This is a genomic window from [Clostridium] ultunense DSM 10521 (assembly GCF_000511955.1).
Lineage (GTDB): Bacteria > Bacillota > Clostridia > Tissierellales > Tepidimicrobiaceae > Schnuerera > Schnuerera ultunensis.
On sequence record NZ_AZSU01000007.1, the window covers coordinates 26,825 to 39,733 of the forward strand.

The 12,909-nt window shown below is 30.8% G+C and carries 15 protein-coding genes and 1 pseudogene; 2 read left to right on the forward strand and 14 right to left on the reverse strand.

The features are described 5' to 3' along the window. Nucleotides 1-186, forward strand: a pseudogene (locus tag CUL_RS19800) (ISNCY family transposase); the annotation flags it as partial. A 365-nt stretch (nt 187-551) separates the two neighbouring features. Here the strand turns inward: CUL_RS19800 and hpt are convergent. The 14 genes from hpt to CUL_RS0114865 all read right to left on the reverse strand — a co-directional run bounded on the left by hpt (nt 552) and on the right by CUL_RS0114865 (nt 12,304). Next, complete coding sequence (gene hpt / locus CUL_RS0114795; protein WP_005587607.1) at nt 552-1,088, reverse strand: hypoxanthine phosphoribosyltransferase; 537 nt, start codon at nt 1,086-1,088, stop codon at nt 552-554. 24 nt (nt 1,089-1,112) lie between these two features. Next, a complete protein-coding gene (tilS, locus tag CUL_RS0114800; protein WP_005587608.1) occupies nt 1,113-2,495 on the reverse strand; it encodes a tRNA lysidine(34) synthetase TilS in 1,383 nt (460 codons plus the stop codon). Between the two features lie 36 nt (nt 2,496-2,531). Next, on the reverse strand, nt 2,532-3,389 hold the full coding sequence (locus tag CUL_RS0114805) for a protein kinase domain-containing protein (protein ID WP_005587609.1): 858 nt from the start codon (nt 3,387-3,389) through the stop codon (nt 2,532-2,534). An 8-nt stretch (nt 3,390-3,397) separates the two neighbouring features. Continuing rightward, nucleotides 3,398-4,090, reverse strand: coding sequence for a vWA domain-containing protein (locus CUL_RS0114810; protein WP_025642468.1), 693 nt, complete (start codon nt 4,088-4,090; stop codon nt 3,398-3,400). A gap of 68 nt (nt 4,091-4,158) precedes the next feature. Then, the gene (gene spoIIE, locus CUL_RS0114815) at nt 4,159-6,504 is read right to left on the reverse strand and encodes a stage II sporulation protein E (RefSeq protein WP_005587612.1); all 2,346 of its coding nucleotides are present in this window, start codon (nt 6,502-6,504) and stop codon (nt 4,159-4,161) included. 320 nt (nt 6,505-6,824) lie between these two features. Continuing rightward, the gene (locus CUL_RS0114825) at nt 6,825-7,241 is read right to left on the reverse strand and encodes a S1 RNA-binding domain-containing protein (RefSeq protein ID WP_025642470.1); all 417 of its coding nucleotides are present in this window, start codon (nt 7,239-7,241) and stop codon (nt 6,825-6,827) included. Nucleotides 7,242-7,315: 74 nt separating this feature from the next. Next, complete coding sequence (locus CUL_RS0114830) at nt 7,316-7,636, reverse strand: FtsB family cell division protein (RefSeq protein WP_005587616.1); 321 nt, start codon at nt 7,634-7,636, stop codon at nt 7,316-7,318. 48 nt (nt 7,637-7,684) lie between these two features. After that, entirely contained in the window at nt 7,685-7,936 is a 252-nt protein-coding gene (locus CUL_RS19205; RefSeq protein ID WP_162147645.1) for a hypothetical protein, read from the reverse strand. Further along, entirely contained in the window at nt 7,857-8,162 is a 306-nt protein-coding gene (gene yabQ / locus CUL_RS20250; protein ID WP_025642473.1) for a spore cortex biosynthesis protein YabQ, read from the reverse strand. Before yabQ ends, CUL_RS19205 begins: the two co-directional genes overlap by 80 nt. Nucleotides 8,163-8,177: 15 nt before the next feature. Beyond that, nucleotides 8,178-8,459, reverse strand: a complete 282-nt coding sequence (yabP, locus tag CUL_RS0114845) for a sporulation protein YabP (RefSeq protein WP_005587619.1) — start codon at nt 8,457-8,459, stop codon at nt 8,178-8,180. 67 nt (nt 8,460-8,526) lie between these two features. Beyond that, nucleotides 8,527-8,769 carry an RNA-binding S4 domain-containing protein gene (locus tag CUL_RS0114850; protein ID WP_005587620.1) on the reverse strand — a complete coding sequence of 81 codons (243 nt, stop codon included), beginning with the start codon at nt 8,767-8,769 and terminating at the stop codon, nt 8,527-8,529. Nucleotides 8,770-8,817: 48 nt separating this feature from the next. Further along, on the reverse strand, nt 8,818-9,096 hold the full coding sequence (locus CUL_RS0114855; RefSeq protein WP_005587621.1) for a non-specific DNA-binding protein Hbs: 279 nt from the start codon (nt 9,094-9,096) through the stop codon (nt 8,818-8,820). Between the two features lie 102 nt (nt 9,097-9,198). Beyond that, a complete protein-coding gene (yabN, locus tag CUL_RS0114860) occupies nt 9,199-10,668 on the reverse strand; it encodes a bifunctional methyltransferase/pyrophosphohydrolase YabN (RefSeq protein WP_025642476.1) in 1,470 nt (489 codons plus the stop codon). Nucleotides 10,669-10,681: 13 nt separating this feature from the next. Continuing rightward, entirely contained in the window at nt 10,682-12,304 is a 1,623-nt protein-coding gene (locus tag CUL_RS0114865; protein ID WP_035143334.1) for a putative polysaccharide biosynthesis protein, read from the reverse strand. Nucleotides 12,305-12,467: 163 nt separating this feature from the next. Here CUL_RS0114865 and CUL_RS19210 point away from each other — a divergent pair. Beyond that, nucleotides 12,468-12,909 (forward strand): transposase (locus CUL_RS19210; RefSeq protein WP_035143335.1); only part of this gene is annotated, 442 nt, incomplete at its 3' end.

Genomic DNA, 12,909 nt, shown 5'->3' on the forward strand with positions numbered 1-12,909 from the left:
GTTTCAACATTATCAGAAAGACGACAAAAGAACAAACCTAGACCATCAAAAAATCATCCTTGGAGGCAATCAGTTGATAAAAAACCCACACCCTTGTATGAGGAAGTTCTCTTGCGTAAAGAGACAGATGCCGAAATCCAAGAAATATTAAACGGCTTATTTAACTCAACAAGAGCATGGGTTTAAGAGATAAAATCTCTTAAAAATATTATATCTTTTTTTAGTCCTTTTTCAAGGGCTTATTTGTCATACCTTTTTATATAAATATGGTTTATTAAAGCCAAATTTATAAGCGTTTATGCCGCGAAAGCCTATTGATATGGGGAGGACCCCTCTGGTATAATTTTGCGGCGGAAATACCTGCATTTTAAGGACTATTTCCGGCAAAATTTGGTGTCCAGAGGGGTCAGGGGCCCCATGTCAATAGGACCGTGGAATAAATGCGGTTATATATTTTTTTTATCATTAAAAGTGACATTTTCACTGAATAAATTTCTATGTTCTTATGTGACATTTTCATTGACTATTGACACATTATCTACCTGCTTCATCTAACTATAGACTTCCTCCTTTAACGCTGCCACAAATGGTAAATTTCTATATTGTTCAGCATAATCAAGACCATAACCTACTACAAACTCATCGGGAATTGAAAAACCTCTATAATCTACAGGGACATCAGCTTTTCTCCTATCAGGTTTATCTAAAAGGGTTACAATCTTTACGCTTTTAGCCCCTCTTTTTTTCAAATTATCGGTCAAATATGATAGTGTAAGACCTGTATCTATTATATCTTCCACAATTAATATATCTTTATCCTCTATACTGCAATCTAAATCTTTAATTATCCTAACTACTCCTGTTGAAGTAGAAGATTTCCCATAACTAGATACTGCCATAAAATCCATCAAAATAGGCATATCAATATTCTTAGCTAGTTCAGCCATAAATATTACTGCTCCTTTTAATATACCCACTAACATTAGGTTTTTACCTCTATAATCTTCAGTTATCTGTCTGGCTAGTTCTTTTACTTTTGCTTCTATTTCTTCTTCAGTCAGTAGTATTTCTTTTATAATATCCTCCATCTTTTTTCCTCCTTAAATCTAGCATTACTTCATCAATTTAATCATTAATACTTTTTTTGTATTATCTGTTATCTTAAATAAATCACTAGTTCTATAACCAACTACCCATAAAATCTTTTCTTCATCGGTTATTAGTGGGATTCTATCCCTTTTTTCTTTAGGGATCTTTTCATCTATAAAATAATCCTTTATTTTTTTGCTACCTTTCATTCCATAAGGCACGAAACGATCTCCGTCTCTTCTATTTCTAATATATAGACCGCCTAATATTTTATCATAATCAAAGTATTTTACAAATCTATCTTTAGTATTTATTTTTATATCTTTAATTGGTAATACTTTTATATTTAGCCCTAATTGAAGTTCATCTATATATGTATAACCCTCATGATTTATTTTAAATAAAAAATCCCTATGCGCTATATCCTTTTTCTTCTCAATAATAAAATCATCATAGCTTGTCTTAGCTACGATATTATTGCTTAAATTGATGCTTTTCCCTGTCCCCCTTTCCAAGAATAAGGTCAATGTATCTAATATATGCCTATAGGTGAATCCTTGTAAACTTCCATTTAAATCTAGAAAGCAATTTCTTATAATTCTCTGTTGAATACTTCTATCCTCTTTTAAAAATAGGCTTCCATTTAGAATTATACTATTATTTTCTTTTTTTTTCACTAATTTGATATAAGTTTCTTCAGAATATTTTTCTAAAAATCTACTATCAATGGATAAAATATTAGATGTTCTCCAAAGGGTATCAATAATATTTGGGTTAAAATATTTTTCAATATAAGGTATTAGCTCCAGTCTAATCCTATTTCTATTATATATTGGCTCTAAATTAGTCTTATCAAGTCTGGTCTCAAAATTATTATCTAATAAGTATTTTTCTATCTCCTCTCTTTCTATACCCAGAATTGGCCTTATTATATCTCCATTCCTATATTCCATCCCTTTTAATCCATCTATGCCCGTTCCCCTAAAAAATCTCATCAACAAAGTTTCAGCTTGATCATTCTTATTGTGGGCTACGGCAATTTTTCCTCCACCAATTTTATTTAGTATTTTTCTAAAAAATCCATAACGTAAAGCCCTTCCTGCTTCTTCAGAGGAGATCCTTCTTTCTTTTGCATATTGGTCCATATTAACCCTAGTTGAATAATAAGGTAAATTTAACTCTTTAGCCAAATTTTCTACAAACCATTCATCTGCTAATGCTTCTTCCCCCCTTACACCATGGTTTACGTGGGCAATAATAATATTAAAGTCTATTTCCTTCCTTAAATCCAATAGGACATAGAGTAACGCCATAGAATCTGGCCCACCGGAAAGGCCAATTACTATATTATCATTTTCTTCAATCAAATCATATTCTTCTATAGTTCTTAAAACTTTATCCTTCATTTAAATCACCTATATATATTATACATAATATTACTATTAACTTAAAATAGATTTTACCCCTAAAATAATAACAAAAACAAAACTGACTATACTGGCTATCAGTATATAGTCAATTTTGTTTAAACTATTACAATTCTTTTCATCCTTTAATAATAAAACTAAGGAGTCTATATATTGACTTAAATTAAAAAACTTACCTCTTAATCCATCAGCTAAAAATTGTTTTTCTTTTCTCTTCAAAGGGAATTTATCTATCCGATCTATAACCTGTTCTAAATTAAATACCAATGGATTATATTCCTTCTGCCCTATTAGAGATACCATAACCATGGTTACACTAAATAATATACTCCTTTCATAATTAGCATTATACTCTGTCTTCCAAGAATTTATATTATAGCTAGGAGTATATTCTTTAGTAGGCATGCCTTCTTCCGTTAGGCTGCCAAAATCTACAAAGTAAATTTTACCTTTCACATCTATTAGTATATTCTCCAATTTAATATCCGTATATCTATATCCTAGCCCATTAATTCTCTCTAAAATATTTATAAGAATTTTCCCTATTTTAAATACCGTTTTTGAACTAATTTCATTAGAACTGCCTACTTCCTTTAAATTTTTCCCTTGAATATAATCCATTACAATAAAATGGTATATTTGCCCTCTAATATGCCAATCGTCAAAATCATAGGCCCTTGGTATAAAGGATAATCCATTGAGTCTTACCATTGCATTATATTCATTAGTTATGGAAAATAAATCCTCTGATATCTTAATGGCTTTTATGTTTCCTTCCTCGTCTATTACCCTATATACTCTTCCAAAGCTTCCTGAACCTATTAAATTTAAAAGTTTATATTCCCTTCCATTCCACTTTCCACTTATTATCATTAGACCACCTAAATTATGTATTGATTTATTGAATATTCTTCCTCCTCTTTAAAAAATACTTTTATTGCGCCCTCAAGAGCATGCCCTGTAGGGGTAGTTCCACCTATATCTATATTTTCAATTTCCTCTTTCAATTCATCTATATCCGTAGTAAAGTCACATAATAATTGGTAATGGCCAGTTTTACCTGGAAAGGTCATAAACCCTATATGATTTTCCCCTTTTCTCTCCTTTAAAAAAATTAGCAATTCTAAAACACTTTTTCTAGCTACAGCTATCTTGTTCTTCATGCTACCACTTGTATCCAATAGGATTAGACATTTTAAAGTAACTTCATTTCCTATTTTGTCTATCATATTTATGATCTTATTTCTATCATTAGGGCTTATCTCATATAAATCTAGGTCCATTAATTCTTTTAATTCATTACTTACCACTTCCTCTATAGAACTATAGACAGAATTTATAGTAACTCTACTCAGTGTTTCGGAAAGGTTGTCTAAACTAGTTAACTCACATAATCCTCCACCTTTTTCTGCTATATTTTCCAGTTCTAATATGGAATCCTTATTCCTGCCACTGTCAATAATCCCTATAGTATTTACCTTTACATTCTTATTTAGAGCTAATTCTGCAATGCCAGACGGTTCTGGTCCCACATTGGATTGACCATCGGATATAACAATAATTTGATTTAACATATTCTTCCTCCTTTGAATTTTTACTTGGGATTATTGACAATTTTATAAAATATATACCAACTTATTCTTTATACCGTTTTCCAAACCTTTGTCACCAATAAAGTCATATCATCTTTAACCTTACCGCCACTTACTTCTTTTACTGCATCCATTATTTCATCGGCAATTCTTTTTGGGTTTAAGCTGTTTATGTTAGCAATTACATCTTTCATCCATCTTTCCAAATTATCCATGGCTTTATTTGCTTCTAATATACCATCAGACATCATAATAATAATATCTCCATCCTGTAAATATTCCTCATAAACATTGATATCAACATCTTTTAGAATTCCAACCGGCAAGGATTGGCAATTGATAATATCTACCCTATCTTTCCTTCTAATAAAGGTGGCTGGCGCTCCTGTTTTAACTATTTGTAACTTCCCTGAATATAGATCAATTAAAGATATATCGAAGGTTGTAAATACTTCATCATTGGATTTTAACATAAGTATAGAATTGATAGTCTTTAAAGCTAATTCATTATCAAATTTAGCCTCTAAAAACTTTTCAAACAAATTTATTGCTATACTACTTTCATTATTAGCCTTTCTCCCTACCCCCATCCCATCACTAAGGGCTGCAAAATAACTATTTTCTCCTTCTCCGAAGGTATAGCTATCACCGGATATTCCGTTATAGTAATTAGTTTTTGAAACTACTTCTGTTAAGGCGTTATATCGATTGCTTCTTATTAATTTGAATCTTTGCCTTTCTTTCTTGGATTGACCGATATTGAACTCCCCCTTTAACGGAACTCCCATGGTATCAGAAACTATTCTTCTAATATTTTCTTGACTATTTTCCTTTTTATATGGTTTATCTACTTCTACATATATTTCAATTTTGTTATCTTCCAATTCCGCTACAACAACATCTTTTACGTTTACCTTATTATTTATCAAATTGGTTAATACCATCTCCTCCATATCTTCTTTAAATATAGGATTGATATATATATCTTTGGCCATATCCTCCATTATTTTTGCTATGCCTTCTAATTGATCAGATACTAGTATTCTATTTTCAATTATCTTACCTTTCCACATATTGTTGTTCTTAAATTTATCAAAATGATTTTGTATTTCTTTCTTTATTTCACTTTTATTAATGCAATAATCTTTAATCAGCTGGGGTAAATTCTCATCTTTCAAAGGTATCTTCTCTTCTAATAGGCTTATTGCTTTAAACATAGAATGATAAGTAGTGTAGAAACCTTCCTCCCAGCAAAATTTTTTCATTCCACAATTAGAACATATGGAATTAGCTACATCATCAATCAATTCATAAACCTCTTTTACGTCTTGGATATTGTTCTCCTCTACTGAAGATTTAAAAGTCTCTCCTAACTCTCTAAATACTTGAGATATTTCATTCAACCTTTTTACAGTCATCTCGTCTTTTTTATAGGAATAGTTTCTTTCCTTAGACCTTCTTGTTATAAAATCTATATGCCCTGATAAATAGTAGTCCAAGGGCTTATATAGAATGCTAAAAAGAATAGTAGCTAAGACCAATTCTTTTAGATGGAGGAAGCTTATTCCATAACCATTAATATAGAAAGATACGATTCCATTCCCTAATAAAAAACCTAAAATAGATCCTACCTTGCCTAGATCTTTAAAAACTCCTGCCAATAAACCTGCTAATCCGTATATGGCAAGTAGGAAAGGCATCTCTGGTTGGGATATATAAGAAATCATCCCTAGAATCAATCCCATGGTACTTCCTATAAAAGCCCCCTCAGTATACCCAAAAAACAGAATAAACAATATGCTAATAATATTTTTTATAGAAGCACCAAATATGGTGAGGCTGTGAAAACCTGAAAGTACTAAAGCTAAAGTGATAAAGGCACAAATAGCCCTTTCACTGGTATAGGTTTTGCCTATTGATTCTACGGAAAGACTATATAAAAATATATAAGTTAGCGTGAATACTACTAATCCTTCAAAAATAACAATAAATAAATCATAAATAAAAACATTATTTAATATAAATAAAGATATGGATTTAATAAGTATAAAGATACTTCCAGTTACAAGGGATGATTTTATGGAAGAAAGGGCTTTTATGGATTTAAACCGATTAAATAGAATCCAGGCCGCAACTACTACAACTATATAATCTATCCCTTTCAATCCATGGAAAGAAAGTGTTCCCAATAATGTTGAAACCACAATAAAAATATTTGACCGTCCAGATAAAATATAAGCAGTCATAAAAGTTAAACCAAAGGGCGTTAATTTATCCATTATACTAGCCCTGCTAATGAAAAAAGCTAAAATAACAGGTAATATATAGTCCCAATTGAAATCAATAGTCCTATCTCGCCTTTTTTCTTTGGTTGAAATATATTCTGTCTTTAGCATTTTTATTCCCCCTATATTCTTTTGAATACATATTACCAGGAAGGAGGAAAATATTTTGTCAATACTTCTTGCAGAAACACAAGAAATTTCTGACATAATAGATTTATATATTCTATTATTTTCTAATCTAAAGAAAGGGAATAATAAGGCTTATCCTAGCTAAAATACCAATTTAAATCCATAAGAAAAAATAAATACATATAATGTATATTTTTGTTTGAAATCTTCTACATAGCATAGTTATCAAAGATTCAACCTAATAATATCCAATATTAATATAAGATTAAGTTAAAAAAATAAAAAACCGGATTAATCCGGTTTTATAAGTCCATGCTTCGCCCCCTATATCTTTGTCCAAATCCTCTCCTACCTTCTCTCATCTTTAACTGATCTTGTTTTTCATTACTATCCTTTAAAAATTTAGACAGCTTATCTTCAAAAGACATATGCTTTTGTTTTTCATCAGTTTTGTTCCAATCGATTTCAATGGGATTGTTTGTTTTAGGTTTGGCTTGTCTAATGGATAGGCTTATTTTTCCATCTTCAGAGATTGACAAGACTTTTACTTTAACTTTTTGGTCTTTTTTCAAGTAGTCGGCTACCTTTTCAACATAGTCATCAGATATTTCAGATATATGCACCAATCCACTTTCCCCTTGGGGTAATTGCACAAAGGCACCAAAATTTGTAATACCTGTGACTCTGCCCTCAACTACTTTTCCAACAGTTATGGGCATAAATAAACAATTCCTCCTTATAAAATATATTCTTACTTTAGTATATATTAGAAAATCATTATTGTCAATGAATTCTACTTCCTAAAGAACTGAAATAGACTTTTATCCTTATTTTTATCAATATAGATTATTTCCCTAGGTCTTACCATTCTTAGGTCTTCCCTAGCAACCTTTTCAACGAAGGTTAAAGAGTCCTTGTTATTAATTTCTTCGTTTAACTCTTCTATATCCTTTTCCAATTGAGCTACTTCTTTTTCTTCTTTAATCCTTTTACTATTTAAATCTTTGATCATCATGCTTTGGTTGATTAATGTTTTACTAAGCCAAAATATTAGAAATAAGATTATTAAATGTTTTAATCTAAAGCCTGACTTTCTCCTTCCTTTTCTTTTCATACTACCACCACCTACTTATGTATATTCTACATCCTTTTTAAAAATCCTCTATTTTTTATTAGAAATAATTTTTTTATATCTTTTTATTTCACCTATAGCTTCCCTTGGTATTTTTCTTATTCTATTTATTCTTTTCATTTTAGGAGATAGTAAACTTTTGATCTGTCTAAAGGGTAGTTTAATAACTTTAAGAATATTATTGATTATAGTTATGATTCCATTAAATAATTTTACCCATAATGGGAATAGTATTTTGCTCAATATCTTTAAATAGATAAATCCTCCTAAAAAAAAATCCAATGAAAATATATCCCCTCATACTTCCCCAATTGCTTTTATTTATTATATAAAAAAATATAAATGATATCCCTATCCAAAATAACAAATCTTCTAGTATAGTAACTATTTTTCTAGGTTTAAAATATAATCTATTAACCCTATATATATCATAAGCTAGTCCAGATATCAAACCACCATATATGGAGGTTAAGAATATATAAAGTTGAATCTTAATAGTGGTCTCCATATTTGTCTCCTTATACTATTTAAAAATTTTCCCAATAATACTTCCTCTTTGAGATAAATCTTTATCCATATAGTTTATGCCATTGATAATTCCATCTATTTTTATATTTCCATCATCTAGGTTTAACTTCCCTACATTAAGTTCCTCTCCTTTTATAATCATACTTCCTTTAATGGTTTTAAGTATAATGGTATTATCATTAAAACTTTCCACTTGTTCTACTCCTGTAATAGTAACTTTGTTCCTATCTTCAACTAAGATATTTTGATTTTTAAAGCTTCCCTTTATATCAGTCAACCCAATCCCTCCTACTCTATTCTTTACTAATATTTATGAAAAGAAAAAGGCTTTTAGAACAAAGCCTTTAATCTATAGTTTTATATAATTCCATCGCCTCATCTTTCTTTACATTATCGCTTACCTTCAACACCTGAACCTTTATAGAACCAGTGCCAAAGTTAACCTGAACTGTATCTCCTACCTTAACCTCATCTCCTGGTTTTGCCAGTTTCTCGTTTATATAAACCCTTCCCTGTTCGCAAGCTTCTTTGGCTACAGTTCTCCTTTTAATTATCCTAGAGTTTTTTAAGTATTTGTCAATTCTCATATAATTCCCTCCTTATTACAAAAAAAATCAGGTCTAAGACCTGATTTTTTACTTATTTACAGCTTCTTTTAATCCTTTTCCTGCCTTAAATACAGGAGCCTTTGAAGCTGGTATTTGGATTACTTCTTCTGGATTTCTTGGATTTCTGCCTTCTCTTGCTTTCCTATCTCTTACTTCAAAGGTTCCAAATCCAACTAATTGTACCTTATCACCACTAGCTAAAGTTTCTTCTACTACTTCCATGAAAGCATTTAATGCACTTTCTGCATCTTTTTTAGTCAAATTACTTTTTTCTGCTATGCTAGCAACTAATTCAGCTTTATTCATAATTAATTCCTCCTCTTATCCTAAACTTAATCTTACCTTATTAAGTTATTCTATATTGATTTTAAAAATCCTTCTTCTAATACTATATTTTTTATTAGATTGCTAAAGTTTATGTAGTTTAGCTTCATTCCATAGTATATCCATTTCTTCCAAAGTCATTTCTTCTAACTTTTTACCCATTTTTCTACTTTTTACTTCCATAATCTCAAATCTGTCAATAAATTTATTTACTGTCCTGTTTAATGCAATTTCAGGGTTTACATTTAAAAATCTGCATACATTGACTACGGCAAATAATAAATCTCCTAACTCTTCTTCTACTTTCCCCACATCACCACCTTCAATAGCATTTATAGATTCTATAACCTCATAATATTCTTCCTTTACCTTGTCTAAAGCTCCATCTACACTACTCCAATCAAATCCTACTTGCCCTGCCCTTTCTTGGACTTTATAACTTCTCATTAGAGAAGGAAGTTTGGGTGTATCCTTTAGAATATCGGTATAAGTTAAAATTCCCCTTTCCTCATACTTCAGTTTATTCCAATTATATACTACTTCATCAGATTTTTCTACTTTTTTTTCATTAAAAACATGAGGATGTCGATAAATTAATTTTTTATTAAGTTCAGTAGTAATATGGTAAAGGTTGAATCGCCCTTCCTCTGAGGCTATTTCACAATGAAAAATTATCTGAAAAAGTAGATCCCCTAATTCTTCGATAAGTCCATCTATATCTTCATTATCAATTGCATCTACTACTTCATAAGCTTCCTCAATGACCGATTCCCTTATGGATTGGTGGGTCTGTTTCTTATCCCAAGGGCAACCTTTTTCACTTCTTAATAATTTCATTGTATCTATTATATCGGCAATATCATATATTTTTTTAATTATTTTGTCCACTTTGGGAATATATATACTAGTTAAAGAGTCTATTCTATCAATTCTATCCAATTGATAAACAGGAATCTTATGAAGTTTTTCTTCCTCCTTTATTCCAGCCCTATTGATAACATAAATTTCATACTCATCCCCATATACCTCAGAGAGTATAAGCTTTATATCGGAGGCGACTCTCCTATTATACACTTGAGTTATAATATAATCAATATTTATATCTATATCATTTACATTAAATATTGTTCCATCCACTATTTTAAGCCCATTAATAGGGTCATTTTTGACTAATTCAACCATTGGCTCTATAAAGCTAACTCCTGTTACTAATTCTATATCTAAACCCTTGCCTTCTTTTTCCAACAAAAGTTCCACCGTCTTCTCTGCCACCATAGGGTTCCCTGGAACTAAATAATTAATAACCTTATAGGTCTTAGCTTTGTTAATTAGATCATTAACAATATGCTTATAAACCTTAATAAATTCTTCTTCCCTTTCATAGACATAATCATAGGATTCATAGTCAATATTATTATCTTTAAAATATTTCACTGTAGGATGGTTTTCCGTTCTTAAAAAATTTCTATCTCCACTATTAATTCTTTTTACTACGCCTAAAGTTAAAGAATCTATATCTCCTGGTCCTAAGCCTAAGATGTATATCTTTCCCATTTTCATTACTCCTTTATTTCTCTTTTTTATTTTTTAATATATTAAGCTCCAAAAGTTTCTTAGCAATTCTGTCTCCCTTCGGCAATAGGCTAAAATCTTCATAGGTTAAAGATCCGGTAATTATAAGAAGTACAAAATAAGTTATTGCTGCAAGAATTATAGCCAGTATAGTAGATAATTTATCTCCAACAATATTCATTAAGCTAGCATGAACTAATTTTGCAACTAATGCCATCCCTATAGATGATACCAAGGGCCTTAAAAACATTTCTCTAAAACTCAATTTTAATCTAGTATACTTCCGAACAGCCATTAAGTCAAGGATTGCAGCAATCAAATAGGCAGTTACAGTAGATACGGCTGCTCCTTTTACATTTATGGTTCTAATGCCTGTTAAGGTATAGGTTAAAAACACTTTAACTGCAGCACCTATAGCTAAATTGACTACAGGTACTAATGGTCTTCCTAATCCTTGCAATATAGCTGTTAAGGATTGAACTAAAGTCAAAAATATAACCCCAAAGGAAAGTATGGATAATATTTCTCCAGTACTAATTATTTCCCCCTGGTTTAATTTAAAATATAATAATCCAATAATAGGTTTTGCAAGGATAAACAATCCCAAAGCAGCTGGCAAACCAATTAACAAGGTAATTCTTATGCCTGAAGCAGTAATATTTCTAATTGATTTATAGTTTTTCTTCATATTAGCAGTAGCTATGGCTGGAACTAAAGATATCGCTAAAGCTGTGGAAAAAATTAAGGGCAAATTGATTAAAGTTTGAGCATGCCCTGTAAGCTGACCATATAGAGCATTGGCTTCCTCCTTAGTGAATCCTATGCTATTCAATCGCTTAAACACCAACAATGTATCGATAGAGTTCATTATGGGAACGATAGCTGCCCCTATAGTTATGGGAATAGCTATAACCAGTAAATCCTTTATTATTTTATTTACCGATTCTTCTTCTACCTCTAAACTGCTTTTTATTTCCTCTCCAATGTCTCGTCTTTTAAATATATAGATGAATATCATTGTTATGGCGCCTGTTATAGCCCCTATAGAGCCTCCAAAAGATGCTCCTCCTGCTGCTATGGGCAACCCTCTATCTAATAAATAATATGTCACCAATAACCCTGCGGTAACCCTAAAAAGCTGCTCCACAATCTGAGATAGTGCAGTTGGCGTCATAGTCTGTCTTCCTTGAAAATATCCTCTGAAAGCTGCCATAATAGGCACGAAAAATAGAGCTGGTACCAATGCTATAAGTGCATAATAAGCATCTTCATTCCCTAAGGATTCGACAATGTTTTTTGCATTAATAAAAACAAATAAAGAAGTAAGTGCTCCAGCTATCAATAGTCCTAAAAATGCTACCTTAAATACCTTATGAGCCCCCCTATAATCCTCTATGGCCCTTTTTTCTGAAACCAACTTTGCTACAGCTACAGGGAACCCTGCAGTTGATATAGTTAACAGTAGTACATAAAGAGGATAAGCAGTTTGATAATATCCTATCCCTTCGCTTCCAAGTATATTGTTAAGGGGTATTCTATAAAAGGCCCCAAGAATTTTAACTATAGCACCAGCAATTCCAAGAATAGCTGCTCCTTTCAAAAAATTATCCTTCGTCATCACATTTCCCCCTAATATTTAATACAAATAGCTCGTTGCAGAACCCTACAACTCGCATATTTACTACATTTATTTATATTGAAATGGCTAGGATCCCCCCATTTTGGGTATATATACAGTACTAAGATGTGTATAACTCAAAACAAATAGAAAGGAGAATCCTATGCCAGTTTCAGCTAAACAATTAAACTTTACTGATATTTCTACTGAATTTGATAAGTTTTACAATAAAAATCAAAACAATTTACTTGGTTTGTTAGACCAATTCATTAATATTAGTGATTTTATTCCATTTTCTTTTTACCAAAAATATTATTCTCATTTTGGTAGAAAAAGAAATTTCTCTTTAGAGTCTATGATTAACGCCTTTATTCTTAAAAATATTTTATCTCTTCCTTCTATCGATCTATTGATTTCATTACTTAATATTTCATCTGAAATGCGTCAATTTTGTGGATTTCTCAAGGTTCCTCATAAGTCTCAATTCTCTAGGTTTAAGGTTAATTTCTTTGATGCTTTAAACGACTTATTCAATAATCTTGTTGATGTAACTGAAGAAATTTCTAAGGATATCAATCCATTTTTAGCTTCTTTTTTAATCACTG